This window comes from Rhodococcus sp. MEB064, from assembly GCF_000834565.1.
Taxonomy (GTDB): domain Bacteria; phylum Actinomycetota; class Actinomycetes; order Mycobacteriales; family Mycobacteriaceae; genus Rhodococcoides.
Map to the genome: position 1 here is coordinate 210380 of NZ_JXQS01000018.1, position 14566 is coordinate 224945.

Below are 14566 nucleotides of genomic sequence, written 5' to 3' on the forward strand. Positions count from 1 at the left end.
ATGAAGATCGCAGTTTTCGGACCGCACCGCCGCGTGGGAGCCGTCGTCGACGGCACTGTCGTCGACCTCCATGCGGCCTATATCGCCTACCTGACGGAGAAGGAGCCGAGCCCACGGGCATCGGCACGAGCGGATCACGAAGTCCCGTCGGACCTGAATTCGTTCATCGAGCAGGGGGACAGCGCGTTGGCCGGTGCCCGCGCGGCACTAGATCACCTCGCCGAGCGACCTGATACGAGGGGAGTCGACGGGGAGCAACTGGTATTCGACCTCGGCGAGGTCACGCTGCACGCGCCGATCGAGAGCCCGTCGCGCATCTTCGCCGCGCTGGCCAACTTCGCGGACCACATGCAGGCGGCAGCGGACAACACGTCGAGTGGAACCGACAAGGCGACCCTCGACCGATTGGTGTCGGGTGGGCCCAAGTACTTCATCAAGGATCCCCGAGTGGTGTCCGCGGACGGTGACGATCTGTCCTACCCCGCCCGCACCGACTTGCTGGACTACGAGGCCGAGGTCGCCGTGGTCCTGGGTCGGCGCGGGAAGGACATCGCCGCAGCGGATTTCGACCAGTACATCTACGGCTACACCCTGGTCAACGACTGGTCGATCCGAGACAACATCTCCTTCGGCCCGGACTTCCAGTACTCGAAGAACTTCGACGGTGCAGCGAGCGTCGGTCCGTGGATCGTCGTCGACGAGGGACTGGATGCGCAGGACATTCCCGTCGAGGCACGCGTCAACGGTGAGGTCCGGCAGAGCGGTAGTACCAAATCCATGATCCACTCGTTTGCCGCGTTGGGAGAGTACCTCTCCCGTGACTCCACCCTGTTCCCGGGAGATCTCATCAGCGGCGGCACCCCGAAGGGCACCGCAGTCGACTCGAGCACCAAGAACGCGGACGGCGGCTTCGACGACGACTCCAAGTTCCTGAGCCCCGGCGACGTCGTCGAGATCAGCTCGGCTGCACTGGGTTCCATCACCAACACCGTCACCGGAACGCGGAAGGGGCACTAGCCGTGGCCGCGAAGAAGTACTCCGTCGGCGGAGTGACGTACGACCGCCCGTTCAAGATCCGTCGGCTCAACCACTTCGGCATCAGCGTCGCCGACACCGGTGACGCCGTGGCGTTCTACCGCGACCTTCTCGGATTCGTGGTGGCCGACATGCTCGACCTGAACAAGTACGACCCGGGACCCTGGCTCGACGGTCTCTCGGACACGCGCATCTACTTCCTGCGCCACAACAGCGACCATCACACCCTCGTGCTCATGCCGCGGGCGTGGGTGGACAAGAACGAGAGCCCGGCTCGGGACGACATCACGGTCAACCAGATCACGTGGCAGGTCGGTTCGCTGCGCGAGGTCGTCGAGGCGCGTCTGTGGCTCGAGGAGCAGGGCTCGAAGGTCGACCGGTACGGGCGCGATCCGGGGTCCAACTGGCACACCTACTTCCCTGATCCGACGGGTCACACGAACGAACTCGAGTACGGCATCGAGCAGGTCGGTTGGGACGGCGTCAGCAAGCCGGAGATCATGTGGCCGTGGGCGAACGAGCATCCGGCTCTGCCCACCCGCTCGGAGGGAACCGAGCTCGACGATGCGGAGAAGGCAGGGATCGACCTGACCTCGGGACACCGGTGGGTCGACACTCTCCCCAAGACGCACGACGTGGGCGGCGTGCTGTTGTCCCGTCCGTTCAAGCCCGTACGCATCGGCCCCGTAAGCATCTTCGTCTCCGATCTCGATGCCGCTGTGCGCTTCTACACCGAGACGCTGGGACTCGTCGTGTCCGAGGAGACGTCTGTACTCGGCCATCGCGCGGTCTTCCTGCGTGCCAACACCGAGCATCACAGCATCGCTCTGTTCCCGGTCGAGGCACGCGAGCCGCTCGGGTTGGGTGACGAGACGACGCTGCTCGCCTTCGGTGTCCAGGTGGGATCGTACGAGCAGTTGCGGGCCGCACGGACTTTCCTGGAGGGCAGGGGCGTGAAGCTCGTCGACCTCCCGCCGGAGATCCACCCCGGCATCGACTACGTCCTGCACGCGGTGTCACCGGACGGACACGTCATGCAGCTCTACTACTACATGGAGCAGGTCGGCTGGGACGGTGCCGTGCGTCCGCAGTCGGGTCGTCGTGTGGTGGAGGCCGGCGTGTGGCCCGAGACCCTGGAGCCGATGTCCGACACATACGGCGGCGAGACCTTCTGGGGTCCGCTCGGCTGATGTCCGCTTCTCGGCGAACCCGTCCGTTCACATCACGTCATAGGAGATCCGTGTCCGACCACACCACCGTCACCCGCGTCGCCGCCGTCAGCGGCGCCGCACAGGGCCTGGGAGCCGAGATCGCCGAACGTCTGGCGAGAGCGGGCTTCTCACTCGCTCTCCTCGACCTGCAGGACACGGGCCTGAAGAACACCCGAGCCCACATCGAGGAGCTGCACCCCGGCATCGAGGTCATCACCGTCGTCGCCGATCTCGCGGACGAGGCGGCCGTCGTGGCGGCGTTCCAGCAGATCGACGAACGCTTCGGCCGACTCGACGCCCTGGTCAACACTGCGGGAGGTAGCGGCACGGACCCGGTGCGCTCGCTCGCGGATCTCGGGGTGGACGTGTGGCGCAGGGTGGTGGACAACAATCTCACCACTGCGTTCCTCTGCAGCCGAGAAGCGGTGCAGCTCATGCTCCGACACGACTACGGCCGTATCGTCAACTTCTCGTCGGCGGTGGCGAAGGGGCTCTCGGGCCCCTCGGGGACAGTCGGCGCGCGTCTGCCCTATGCCGCGTCGAAGGCCGCCGTGAACGGATTCACCAAGCAGTTGGCGAAGGACCTGGGAACCACCGGAATCACCGTCAACGCGGTGTCTCCCGGACTGGTCCTTCCGGACGCGGGTCGAGTCCGGGACATCTTCGATGCACTCCCCGCCGATGCACAGGCCGCCACCCGAGCAGCGATACCGCTGGGCCGCACCGGAACCGGGTCGGAGATAGCCGAAGCGGTGGCCTACCTGGTGTCCGAGCACGCGGGCTTCACCTCGGGATGCATATTGGCTGTCGACGGAGCAGCGACATGACAGCACTCCCGCTCGTCTTCGTCCCCGCACTCGGGTCGGACGAACGTCTCTGGCAGCCCGTCGCCGACCTGCTGGCGGACTCGATCGAGACGATCGTGGTTCGCGGAGAAGGATCATCGATCTCGGCGATGGCGGACAGCGTCCTCGAGCAATGCCCCCCACGGTTCGCCGTCGCGGGGAACTCGATGGGAAGCTATGTAGCCCTGGAGATAGCGCTCCGGATGTCACCGCGGGTGCACGGCCTGGCTCTGCTGAACTCGTCTGCGATCGCAGCGGACGCCGGGCGTCGGGAGAACTCTCGTCGCATCATCGAGATGGTGCGCGGGGGACGCTTCGACGAGGCGGTGACCGCGATGTCCGGTGCTGTAGCACCCCGTCGGCCGGAGGTCGCCGATCTCGCCGCGACGATGGCACGCGACCTGGGGGAGGACGTCCTCGTCGCCCAGCAGGTCGCCGTGATGACCCGACACGATCGTCGGGACGAACTGTCTTCTCTCACCGTGCCCACCCTGGTGATCGCCGGCACCGACGACGCCATCACACCGAGTGACCTGGGTCGTGAGGTCACCAGCTTGGTTCCGGGTGCCGAACTGGTCGTGCTCGCCGGCGTGGGTCATCTGTCGACGCTCGAAGCACCGGAATCCGTCGCCGCGAACCTCGCTCGCTGGCATGCCGCGCTGACCGACTCGGTGGCCCGAGCATGATGGCCTTCGACCACACCACCCTCGCGCAGCGAGTGCTGTTCCAGCACGGTCGCGTCGTCGACAACGTGGAGGCCGCGGTCGCCGCACTGTCCGGCGCTCGAGTTCTGCTCGTCGCGGACACCTCGGTGGCCGCGGTGGCCGACTCGGTGGCGACGCGAATCCCGGTGGTCGCCAGGATCGGCGAGATCGTCCAGCACGTACCCGTGGAACACGGCGACGCAGCCGTGGCGCTCGCCCGGCGCGAGAACGTCGATGTGGTCGTGTCCATCGGTGGAGGGTCCGCCACCGGACTCGCCAAGTACGTCGCTCGCGACACCGGGACACCGATCGTCGCGGTTCCGACGACATTCGCCGGATCCGAAGCGACCGACGTGTGGGGGCAGACCGCGGGCGATCGGAAGACCACCGGGTCGAGTCCGGCGGTGCTCCCTCGGACAGTCGTCTACGACGCCGAATTGTTCGCGACGCTGCCCGCCGACCTGGCCGTGGCGTCGGGACTCAACGCCCTTGCGCACGCGGTGGACGGCTTCTGGGCACCTCGCGCCGACCCGATCAACACCGCGCTGGGGACCGAGGGGATCAGGGCACTGGTTCCCGGGCTCCGAGGGATCGCCGCCGACGCAGACGACCTGGATGCCCTCGAACGCACGCTGTACGGCGCGTATCTGGCCGCCGTCGCCTTCGCGTCGGCGGGGAGTGGACTGCACCACAAGATCTGCCATGTGCTCGGCGGTACCTTCGATCTGGCCCATGCGCAGACCCACGCCGTCGTGCTGCCGTACGTCATGGATCTGTTCGCGTCGACGGCTCCGGATGCCGCGTCGCGAGTGTCACACGCGGTGGGCGGCCCCGACGCCGCATCCGGCCTGTTCGCCCTGCGCGAGGAGCTCGGTGTGGTCGGATCGTTGCGGGAACTCGGTATGCCGGAGGGCGGCATCGACGATGCTGCAACGCGGGTCGCGGCACTCGTACCACCGTCCACTCCGCGCCCGGTCGACGCATCGACGCTGCGCGGGCTCATCGCCGCTGCGTGGGCAGGTGCCCCTGTGGGACGCCGCGACTACTGAGGAGCAACCATGTCCGACGATGTACAGACAGAACGCGAGCAGATGCTCGTCGACACCGTGGTGCGGTCCTTCGACGGAGCACCCGACGGCCGGTTACGGCAGATCATGCAGACGGTGACCCGCCATGTTCACGCCGCGGCCCGCGAGCTCAGGCTCACGGAGACCGAGTGGAACACGATGATCGACTTCCTCACCCGGACCGGGCAGACGTGCACCGAGACCCGTCAGGAGTTCATCCTGTTGTCCGACGTGCTGGGGTTGTCCATGCAGGTCATCGGCATGAATAACCCACCGGTGGCGGATGCCACCGAGGCCACCGTCTTCGGGCCCTTCTTCGTCGACGGGGCTCCCGAGATCCAGGACGGCGGAGACATGGCCTTCGGTGCGGCCGGTGAGCCCTGCTGGGTGAGCGGAACCGTCCGGGGGACCGATGGCCGTCCAGTCGTCGGCGCGCGGATCGAGGTCTGGGAAGCGGATGAGGACGGCCTGTACGACGTCCAGTACGACGACGATCGAACGGCCGCCCGGGCGCACCTGTTCTCGGACGACAACGGCGCGTTCCGCTTCTGGGGGCTGACTCCGACGCCCTACCCGATTCCGCACGACGGCCCCGTCGGGAGCATGCTCGCCGCGGTGGGACGGTCGCCGATGCGCGCGAGCCACCTGCACTTCATGGTCACTGCCGACGGCTATCGCCGGTTGGTCACGCACATCTTCGTCGACGGTGACGAGATCGGCTGGAAAGATGCGGTGTTCGGCGTCAAGGAGTCGTTGATCAAGCAGTTCGTACGTCGCGAGGGCGTTCCGACGCCCGACGGTCGCGCGGTGTCGACATGGAGCGAGGTCACCTTCGACATCGTGCTCGCACCGTCGCAGTAATCAGGCCGTCGGGACCGGCGACGCCGTGGTCGGCTCGTCGAGCAACGACTCGTCGTACGAACCGGTCACGAATTCCAGGAATGCGCGCGCGGCACTCCCCGTCGGACCGTCGTTCCGCGTGATGACGCCGTAGGAGCGGAATGCGTTGGCGTCGCTGATCGGCACTGTGACAGTGGGAGATTGCTGATCCGAACGCGGTACCGGAACGATCGCGATTCCACTTCCGTGGCGCACGAGGGCGCGGAGCGTGGACAGCTCCGTGGCCTCGATGCTGATCGACGGCACGCAGCCGGCATCGTCGAACAATCTGTCCACCACGTGTCGCAGTCCGTAGCTCTGTCCGAGTGCGATCATGGGGCGCGTCGAGATCTCGGCGATCGAGATGGACTCCCGATCGGCGAAATCGTCACCCGGTGGCACCTCGAGACACAGCAGTTCGCGTCCCAGTCGTACCCACGCCAGGTCGTCTGCGACAGGTCGGGGTGCGACGAAGCCGATGTCGATCCGGCCCGACCGCACTGCCTCGACGATGGAATCTGCTGCCCCACCTTCCAATTCGAACGACGTGAGTGGCGCCTGCACGTGATAGCGATCGAGCAACGACGGAACGAGCCATCCACCGAAGGAATGCAGAAATCCCAACGACACGACGCCCTGATGCGGGTCGACGAGGGTGCGGATGCGTTCTTCGCCCTGCGTGAGCTCCTTCATGGCGCGCTCGGCATGTGCCCGGTAGATCTCGCCGTACTTGTTCAGACGCAGCCGATTCTGATTGCGGTCGAACAGCTTCACGCCGAGTTGCCGTTCTATTCTGGCGAGCGCTCTGGACAACGTCGGTTGGCTGACATGGAGCTGTGTCGCCGCGTTGGTCACATTCTCCGTCCTCGCCAACACGACGAACCACTCCAGCTCACGAACCTCCATGTGCTACACACTCTCTCGCAGATGATCGAGCCTCGGCACCCACTACCGACGCGTTCTCGGTGTCGACGATACCGAGCCGTAGGAGATGCGGAAGCGTTGTGGACGAGAACAACTCGGTCGAGGCACTGTCGTCCAGCGCGACGAGGACGACCCCGTCGGCCACTCCCGCGGCGCCGATGTCGGCGATCAGTCCCGCGAGTCCTGTCGGCGTGCCGACGTACTGCACCGTCCTCGCGGTGACGTCGTCCAGCCCGCGGCGACGATATTCCTGGCGCGCCGTACGTGCCGACGACGCGATGAGGAACTCGACGTCCAGGACCGCGACGATTCCCGCGGCAGGGTCGCTCAGCTCGTCGTGAACGGCCGTCGCACGTCGAAGATCGGTGGCCTGGATGCGCTGGACGCAGGGGTCGGTCCTCTGCGTCTCCAGTGCGACATACAGGTGCCTCGAGGTCTGCTGACGGGGCACGGAGGCGGGTGATGGCATGTACCGAGTGTTGCAGGGATCACCACCTGCGAGCTGGCCTATCTTGCTGGGGTGACCATGTCTGCGGTGAATGGAGCGGCCACGGGTTGCAGTGATCGGCGCTCGGAGCATGGAGGGAACCTACGGCACGATCGGCGGACACGCGGGCGGTTCCGTCGACGGGCTTGTCGCCCTCACCCCGACCGTCGTCGCACCCGGACCGCGACGAGCCCTCCACCGATGACGAGCGCCATGCCGAGGCCGGCGACGAGCGAGGGTCGGTGATTCCAGACGACCCAGTCGACGAGGGCGGCGAAGATGATGACGGAGTAGATGAACGGGCCGATCTTCTCGGCGGAGGCGTACCGGTAGGCCACCACGATGAGCGTCTGCGAGGCCAGCTGTGCGACGCCGAGTGCCGTCAACGACACCCACGCCTGCCGCGGTATCGGTTCCCAGTCCGCCAGCGCGATCGGGACGGAGATCACGGTGGACAGCAGGAAGTAGTAGAAGAGGACTCTGATGACCGGTTCGGTGGCACCCAGCCAGCGCACCGACATCATCGCGAGAGCCAGGAACAGCGCGCCGGCCAGGGCGGATGCCGAGCCGAGGCCGAAGCTGTGTCCCTGTGGCTGGAGGACGAGAATCACTCCGACGAACCCGATGCCCGCGCCGATCCAGGTGGCTCCCGCGACTCGCTGCCGGGTGACCGCCCATGCGATGAACGGCATCCACAGCGGTGCGCTGTAGGTGAGCAGCGTCGCGTCGGCAAGCGGTATTCGGGTGATGGCAAAGAAGAGCGCGTACCAGCATGCCGTCCCCATAGCCGCTCTCAGGACGTGCATGCCGAACCGCCCGGTCGCCACCGTCGACCGTCCGCCCCGCAGAGCCACCGGGACGACGAAGAGCAGTCCTATCGCGTTCTGGAACAGCAGCAGCACCCCCGTCGAGGTGTACGTTCCGGACTGTTTCGCCAAAGCTCCGACCAGGGCGACACAGAAGAACGCCGCGGTGATCAAGGCCGCACCGAGGACCAGATTCTCGGGTCTGTGTCCCGATGAGGTCGTGCCGGGAAGCGCTGCTGCGGAGCCGGAGTCGGTCATCGCGGCGCTGCGCGGTATCCGGTCTCGACGTCCTCCTGACTCGACGCCAGGAAGTCCTGGAACTCGGCGCCGATCATGAAGGTGGTCGTGAACTTGCGCTGTTCCGCGATCTGTTTCCAGGTGGGTGTCTCGACCATCGCGGCGAGCGCGTTCTGCCAGTAGTCGACGGCGGAGGCCGGCATGTCGGGCGGTCCGTAGAGGCCTCGCCAGTTCGACAGCGTGACGTCCAACCCTTGTTCACGAGCGGTGGGGACATCGAGTCCGGGAAGGCGGTCCTCGGCGAGGACACCGAGTGCCGTGAGGTTTCCGGCGGTGACCTGATCGACGAATTCGCTGACGCCGCCCACCGCGACGTCGACGGTGCCGTCCGCGAGGGCGGCGATCTGCTCACCGCCACCTTCACGGGTGTCGTAGCGGACGGTCGACGGGTCGCCACCGGCCGCCGCTACCAGGAGACCGAAGGGGAGTTCGTCGTCGTTCGCGGCCCCGACCGTGACGCTCGCCGGGTCGGTCCTGATGGCGGCCATCACGTCGCCGAGAGTGCCGAGGGGGGACCCGGTCGGTGTCACGACCATGTAGTACTCGGTGATGAGGCGGGCGATCATGGTGACGTCGGTGTATCCGAGGTCGGACGTGCCGCGTACCTGATTGACCATCATCGACAGCGACGTCACCGCGATCTGGTCGTCGGCGCCCTGGTGGTCGCGGACCATGGAGGCGAGGAAGTCGGCGCCGCTGCCGCCCGGTCGATTCTGCACCGGCAGTGGAACATCGACGATGCGTTCCTTCTGCAGCGCGTCGACGACGGAGCGGATGGTGAGGTCGAAACCGCTGCCCTCGTCGGCCCCGGCAGTCATCGTGACGGGCCCCGCGGGATACGTCACGTTCGCGGTGGGTTCTTCTGTCGCGCAACCGGTCAGCGTCAGCGTGACGGCGACCGCGGCAGCGAACGCGGACCTGTTCACGCCGGGTCCGCCATCAGGGCAGCAGAAGCAGTTCTCGCGTTCATCCGGTCCGTCTCCCGTTCGAGGATGGTGTTCAGCATGCGCGGTGCGACGACATCGAGTGCCCGGAGAGCCAGGGCTTTACGGGGAGCGATGCGGATGGGTCGGGTCTTGACGGCAGTCACCATCCAGTCGGCGGCTTCCTCCGCACTCAGCGCGCCGACACCGTCGTAGGCGCGTGTCGGCGCGATCATGGGTGTCGCCACCAAGGGGTAGTAGATGGTCGTGGAATGAACACCCGCTGCGCCCCATTCGGTGTCGATGACGCGGCTGACTGCGCTCAGCGCAGCTTTGGAGGCGTTGTAGGGGGCGAACATCGGCGACGACTCCGGAAGGACACGCCACGTGGCGACATTGATGATGTGGCCGTCTCCGCGTTCGAGCATTCCGGGAGACAGTCCCCGGACGAGCCGGAGCGGCGCGTAATAGTTGAGTGCCATCACCCGCTCTATGTCGTGCCATCGCTGGAGGGACTCCGAGAGCGGCCGCCGAATCGATCTGGCCGCATTGTTGATGAGGACGTCCACGTGCCCGGCGCGCTCGACCACGGCGTCGACGTCGTCGAGGTCGGACAGGTCTGCCGGAATGGCGATCGCGGTGCCACCCGAGGCCTCGATCGTGCCGACGACGTCGTTCAAGAGGCTTTCCCGACGCGCGACCGCGAGAACGGTCGCACCCTCGGAAGCAAGTTTCACGGCCGCGACGGCGCCTATTCCGGACGACGCGCCGGTTATCAGAATCCGTTTGCCGTGCAGAGGAATTGCGGGACCGGAATGCCATCGAGGGAGTGGACGCATTCCGGCCAGCCTGAGCGACCTTCTGATGCTCGCCATCACAGCACGTCCTCTGTCCGGTCCGCACGGCGCAATCCTGCGTCGCTGAACACCATAGAATCCGCCGGCGCGCAGCGTAGCGGAATGGTCGGTCTCGGATAATGCGGTACCGGTCGCGCGAAACTGCTGGCGCGCCTACAGTTGCGCGGTGTCGAGCTGGATACTGGGTGCGATCGTGGTCGTCGTCGTGGCGTTGGCCGTCACCGTGAAATTGGCAGTGCGGACCCGGGCACCCGACCCCGGCTGGTTCATCGACAGCACCCGGGCGGCAGGCGCTCTGACGGTGATCGGAACCATGTTCGCCGTGCTGCTGGCATTCACCATCTTCTTCGCGCTGCAGAGTTATCAAAGTGCGCGCAACGGTGCCAGCATGGAAGCCGTTGCTGTGACGGAATTGCACAACGTCGCCGATGTTCTCGAAGGGCATGACGGCGACGGCCTGCACGGCGGTCTCATCTGTTACTCCCGTGCCGTGGTCTCCGACGAGTGGCCGGCCATGGCGCGCGGAGAGCGGTCCCCGGCGGTCGATCACTGGGTCGACTCCATGGTGGACGAATTCGCGGCCAAGGAACCGGTGGGTGCCTCTCAGGAGGCGGCGTACGGGCAATGGTTCGATCAGCAAGCCGAGCGCCGGGACGGTCGCCGGGCCCGCGCGGCCGAGGCGGAACCGTCCGTTCCTCTTCCGCTGTGGATCGTGTTGGGCATCGGAGCGTCGGCGATCCTCACCTACATGTGCGTCCAGGCCGACAAGCGGGAAAGCGCAGTGGTGCAGTCGATCCCGATTGCCTTCGTCTCCGCATTGGTAGCGTCGGCTCTGGTCGTCGTCGCGTTTCTCGACCATCCGTACGCCGACTGGTCCGGCAGTATCCAACCCGACGAGATGCGGGTGACGTTGCACCTCATCGACGACGGACATTCGGTGCCGTGTGACGCGAACGGTATCCCGACCTAGCCCTCGGCCTCCGTCAGGAGCAGTCCCGTGACCCATCGACCGAGCAACCCCCGCCCGGACTCACCGCGGTACCTGACCGACGACCGCATCGCGATCCGCGATCTCGCCCGCGACTTCGCGATGACGCACGTACTTCCGGTGGCGAACGAGCTCGACCCCGTGCAGGGCAGGATCCCCGAGTCGCTGAAGAAGGCGATGGCCGACATCGGTTTCTTCGGCATCCTGATCGGCGAGGAGCACGGCGGCCTGGGACTCGGCGTGTTCGAGTACTGCCTCGTCGCCGAAGAATTGTCGCGGGCGTGGATGAGCGTGTCCGGTCTGCTCGCCCGGGGAAACGGAATGGGCGGCGGATTCACGGCCGAACAGCAGGCCGCGCTGCTGCCGAGGGTGGCCGTGGGCGACTACCTCGGCTCCTACGCGCTGTCGGAAGCCGACGCCGGGTCGGACATCGCGAACATCGCGTGCCGCGCGACCCGCAGCGGCGACGACTGGATCGTCACCGGAACGAAGATGTGGTGCACGTACGCGGACGAGGCCGACTACATCGTCTTGTTCGCGAGGACGGATCCTCGTGTCGACCCGGCCGCGCCGCACCGCGGTATCAGTGCGTTCCTCATCGACAAGGAGCGTGGATCGTTCCCGGCCGGCATCCGCGGCACCGCCGCCCGGACGATCGGATATTTCGGCTGGAAGACATGGGAATTGGCGTTCGACGAGTTCCGAGTCCCGGCGCCGAACATGCTGGGGGAGGAGGGCCGCGGCTTCTACCTCGCGGTCAGTGGACTGGAGGTGGGCCGTGTGCACACCGCCGCGCGGGCTATCGGGCTGGCGCGCGCGGGACTCGAGGACTCGATCGCGTACATGCACACGCGTCGCCAGTTCGGACATCCACTCGCGGATTTCCAGCACCTCCGCTTCAAGATCGCGACGATGGCGGCGGATATCGAGGCTGCCAGGCAGCTGATGTATTCCGTCGCCACCGATATCGACACCGGGCGGCGCTGCTCACTCGAAGCGTCCATGTGCAAACTCGTCGCGACCGAGATGGCGGAACGGGTGACCAGTGAGGCCGTCCAGATCCACGGGGGTGCCGGCTACACCACCGACTACCAAGTCGAGCGACATTGGCGTGACGCACGGCTGACCAAGATCTTCGAAGGAACCAGCGAGATCCAGATGCGGATCATCTCCGACGAACTGCTGGGGCGGGCCACGTAGCTCCGCGTGGGGATCGGGCCGTCGGGGTACACCGTCAGTTCGAACGACAACCTCGGGAGCGACGCGTGGCCCATGACATCGGCAGCCGGGTATCGGCCGCTGTCCGCACCATCGTTGCCGACACAGGGAATCTCCCTCTGCCCGGCTCGGGTGCTACCGGCGAGCGGTGGACCGCGCTGACGGACTGGACCCGCGCCGACACCGTCGTGGGCAGACTGCTCGAAGCGCACTACGACGCTGCCGCGATCCTTGCCGAGGCAGGCGCTGATCCTGTGTCGTCGGGTCAGCTGTGGGGCGTGTGGGCAGCCGAGGTGGCCCCGGCGGTCGAGGCGCGACGACTGGCCGACGGTTCATGGACCCTGTCGGGTCGTAAACAGTGGTGTTCCGGGGCGCACAGATGTACCCACGCCCTGGTTACTGCTCGGGCCGACGGTGTTTCACGCCTGTTCGCGGTCGTGCTGGACCGGTCGACGGTTCGTCCCGAACCCAACTCCTGGCCCCCCGTCGGTATGCATGACAGCGATACCGGAGCAGTGTCCTTCGACGGTGCTCGTGCCTCCGCGGTCGGGGACCCCGACTTCTACACCGGTCGCGCCGGGTTCTGGCACGGTGCGATCGGAGTTGCGGCGTGTTGGTTCGGAGCCGCGTCCGGAGTTGCCGAGCCGCTGTATCGCCGAGCCGGAGAGGGCCGCGCCGGGCCGCACGCGCTGGCTCATCTCGGAGCAGTGGACGCGGCACTGGCAGCCTGTAGGCACACTTTCGAGGGAGCTGCAGCGGCCGTCGATCGACACCCGGACTCACTCGAGGATGCGCGAATCCGTGCGTTCCGTGTTCGGGCCATCGTCGAACGCGCTGCACAGGAGGTGCTCGACCGGGTAGGCCGCGCGCTCGGGGCAGCGCCGTGGGCTCTCGACGACGCCCATGCCCGGCGAGCCGCAGATCTGACGGTGTACCTGCGGCAGAGCCATGCCGAGGTCGATCTGGAGACGCTCGGGCATGCTGTTGCAGCCGGGTGGGAAAATCGGTGAGCGTCGAGCGGTTCGCCGACCGTCCGATCGCCGCCCGCGGCACGCCGGAATCCGTGTGGCTGCAGGCGGGCACGGTCTTTCCGCTCCTCGACGACAGCGCTTGTTCACACCTGGTCGTGGTGGCTCCTCATCCGGACGACGAGGTGCTCGGAGTGGGCGGATGGGCTGCGGCACGGGCGGCGGCCGGCGCTGCGGTCACTCTCGTGGCCGTGACGGACGGCGGTGCGTCGCACACCCCGAGACCGTCTCGAACCCGGCGCGACCTCGAACGGCTGCGGGTCGCCGAAAGTGACGCCGCACGCGAGGATCTCGGGGTGCGCAATTCGGTGCGACTGGGTGTGCCGGACGGGCAGGTCGACAAGCACGAACGGGAACTGGCCGAGCGTCTGCACGACGTCCTGACGACACTCGGCGGAGGTGAGAACGTCTGGTGTGCGACGACACTGCGCACGGACGGACATCCGGATCACGAGGCGGTCGGCCGGGCATCGGTCGACGCGGCGACCGCCGCCGGGTGCGTGGTGGTGGAATACCCCATCTGGATGTGGCACTGGGCGGAGCCCGCCGATCCGCAGGTTCCCTGGACCTCGGCCCGGACGGTGCTCACGAGCGACGAATCCTACGACCGAAAGTTGGCTGCAGTGAGCAGGTTCCACACACAGATCCGCGCCGACGACGATGACGAAATCCTCCCGCCGTGGGTGCTGGAACGGCTCACCCGTCGTCACGAGACGGTGTTCGTATGAGCGGGATGTCCGGGCAGTACTTCGAGCGTATGTACGACGCCGACCCGGACCCCTGGGGCTTCGAAACCCGGTGGTACGAGCGGAGGAAGTATGCGCTGACCCTGTCGATGTTGCCGGACGAGCATTACCGGTCGGCGTTCGAGCCCGGCTGCTCGATCGGGGTGCTGACGGAACTCCTCGCGAGCCGATGCGACCACGTGCTGTCGACGGACATTGCGGAGGCGCCCCTGCGTCGTGCCCGTGAACGCGGAATCGCCAACGCGACGTTCCGTCGAGAATCCCTCCACGACGGGTGGCCGGACGGCCGTTTCGCCCTCGTCGTCCTCAGCGAGATGTGCTACTACTTCGACCCGTTCGATCTCGACCGGTTGGCGTCGTCTGCAGTGTCGGCGACCGAGCCGGGTGGCGCAGTATGTATCGCGCATTGGCGTCACGACGTGCCGGAGTACCCGAGTACAGCGGACCAGGTGCACACCGCATTCGGGTCCGCATCGGGGATGACGATCGTTGCGCAGTACCGCGACGACGACGTCCTGATCGATGTGTTCCGGGTGGATTCCTGACCGCGT

Annotated in this window: 16 protein-coding genes; 11 read left to right on the forward strand and 5 right to left on the reverse strand. The window is 66.7% G+C overall.

Going from position 1 to position 14566, the window contains the following annotated elements:
- The 6 genes from RU01_RS10360 to RU01_RS10385 are packed head-to-tail and all read left to right on the forward strand — an operon-like array spanning nucleotide 1 to nucleotide 5723.
- Nucleotides 1-1017, forward strand: a complete 1017-nt coding sequence (locus RU01_RS10360) for a fumarylacetoacetate hydrolase family protein (protein WP_042574438.1) — start codon at nucleotides 1-3, stop codon at nucleotides 1015-1017.
- A 2-nt stretch (nucleotides 1018-1019) separates the two neighbouring features.
- Nucleotides 1020-2225, forward strand: coding sequence for a VOC family protein (locus RU01_RS10365; protein WP_042574439.1), 1206 nt, complete (start codon nucleotides 1020-1022; stop codon nucleotides 2223-2225).
- Between the two features lie 50 nt (nucleotides 2226-2275).
- Nucleotides 2276-3073 carry an SDR family NAD(P)-dependent oxidoreductase gene (locus RU01_RS10370; RefSeq protein WP_042574440.1) on the forward strand — a complete coding sequence of 266 codons (798 nt, stop codon included), beginning with the start codon at nucleotides 2276-2278 and terminating at the stop codon, nucleotides 3071-3073.
- On the forward strand, nucleotides 3070-3777 hold the full coding sequence (locus tag RU01_RS10375; RefSeq protein WP_042574441.1) for an alpha/beta fold hydrolase: 708 nt from the start codon (nucleotides 3070-3072) through the stop codon (nucleotides 3775-3777). Before RU01_RS10370 ends, RU01_RS10375 begins: the two co-directional genes overlap by 4 nt.
- A complete protein-coding gene (locus RU01_RS10380; protein WP_042574442.1) occupies nucleotides 3774-4844 on the forward strand; it encodes a maleylacetate reductase in 1071 nt (356 codons plus the stop codon). Before RU01_RS10375 ends, RU01_RS10380 begins: the two co-directional genes overlap by 4 nt.
- Nucleotides 4845-4853: 9 nt before the next feature.
- Nucleotides 4854-5723 carry a dioxygenase family protein gene (locus RU01_RS10385; RefSeq protein WP_042574443.1) on the forward strand — a complete coding sequence of 290 codons (870 nt, stop codon included), beginning with the start codon at nucleotides 4854-4856 and terminating at the stop codon, nucleotides 5721-5723.
- Here RU01_RS10385 and RU01_RS10390 read toward each other — a convergent pair whose 3' ends face one another.
- The 5 genes from RU01_RS10390 to RU01_RS10410 all read right to left on the reverse strand — a co-directional run bounded on the left by RU01_RS10390 (nucleotide 5724) and on the right by RU01_RS10410 (nucleotide 10053).
- Nucleotides 5724-6647 (reverse strand): LysR family transcriptional regulator, encoded by a 924-nt coding sequence (locus RU01_RS10390; protein ID WP_042574444.1) that lies wholly within the window; start codon nucleotides 6645-6647, stop codon nucleotides 5724-5726.
- A complete protein-coding gene (locus tag RU01_RS10395; RefSeq protein WP_197074733.1) occupies nucleotides 6634-7134 on the reverse strand; it encodes a hypothetical protein in 501 nt (166 codons plus the stop codon). Before RU01_RS10395 ends, RU01_RS10390 begins: the two co-directional genes overlap by 14 nt.
- A gap of 173 nt (nucleotides 7135-7307) precedes the next feature.
- Complete coding sequence (locus tag RU01_RS10400; protein ID WP_042574445.1) at nucleotides 7308-8216, reverse strand: DMT family transporter; 909 nt, start codon at nucleotides 8214-8216, stop codon at nucleotides 7308-7310.
- The gene (locus tag RU01_RS10405; RefSeq protein WP_042574446.1) at nucleotides 8213-9181 is read right to left on the reverse strand and encodes a Bug family tripartite tricarboxylate transporter substrate binding protein; all 969 of its coding nucleotides are present in this window, start codon (nucleotides 9179-9181) and stop codon (nucleotides 8213-8215) included. The genes RU01_RS10400 and RU01_RS10405 overlap by 4 nt, the downstream gene beginning before the upstream one ends.
- Nucleotides 9178-10053, reverse strand: a complete 876-nt coding sequence (locus tag RU01_RS10410) for an SDR family oxidoreductase (RefSeq protein ID WP_042574447.1) — start codon at nucleotides 10051-10053, stop codon at nucleotides 9178-9180. Before RU01_RS10410 ends, RU01_RS10405 begins: the two co-directional genes overlap by 4 nt.
- Nucleotides 10054-10201: 148 nt before the next feature.
- Here RU01_RS10410 and RU01_RS10415 point away from each other — a divergent pair, with 148 nt between their 5' ends.
- The 5 genes from RU01_RS10415 to RU01_RS10435 all read left to right on the forward strand — a co-directional run bounded on the left by RU01_RS10415 (nucleotide 10202) and on the right by RU01_RS10435 (nucleotide 14560).
- Nucleotides 10202-11005, forward strand: coding sequence for a bestrophin-like domain (locus RU01_RS10415; RefSeq protein ID WP_042574448.1), 804 nt, complete (start codon nucleotides 10202-10204; stop codon nucleotides 11003-11005).
- A 27-nt stretch (nucleotides 11006-11032) separates the two neighbouring features.
- Nucleotides 11033-12223 (forward strand): acyl-CoA dehydrogenase family protein, encoded by a 1191-nt coding sequence (locus RU01_RS10420; protein WP_042574449.1) that lies wholly within the window; start codon nucleotides 11033-11035, stop codon nucleotides 12221-12223.
- A 65-nt stretch (nucleotides 12224-12288) separates the two neighbouring features.
- Nucleotides 12289-13251 carry an acyl-CoA dehydrogenase family protein gene (locus RU01_RS10425; protein ID WP_231568667.1) on the forward strand — a complete coding sequence of 321 codons (963 nt, stop codon included), beginning with the start codon at nucleotides 12289-12291 and terminating at the stop codon, nucleotides 13249-13251.
- Nucleotides 13248-13997, forward strand: coding sequence for a PIG-L deacetylase family protein (locus RU01_RS10430; protein ID WP_052493235.1), 750 nt, complete (start codon nucleotides 13248-13250; stop codon nucleotides 13995-13997). Before RU01_RS10425 ends, RU01_RS10430 begins: the two co-directional genes overlap by 4 nt.
- Nucleotides 13994-14560: a class I SAM-dependent DNA methyltransferase gene (locus RU01_RS10435; protein WP_042574451.1), complete on the forward strand. Its 567-nt coding sequence runs from the start codon at nucleotides 13994-13996 to the stop codon at nucleotides 14558-14560. The genes RU01_RS10430 and RU01_RS10435 overlap by 4 nt, the downstream gene beginning before the upstream one ends.
- Nucleotides 14561-14566 lie beyond the last annotated feature (6 nt).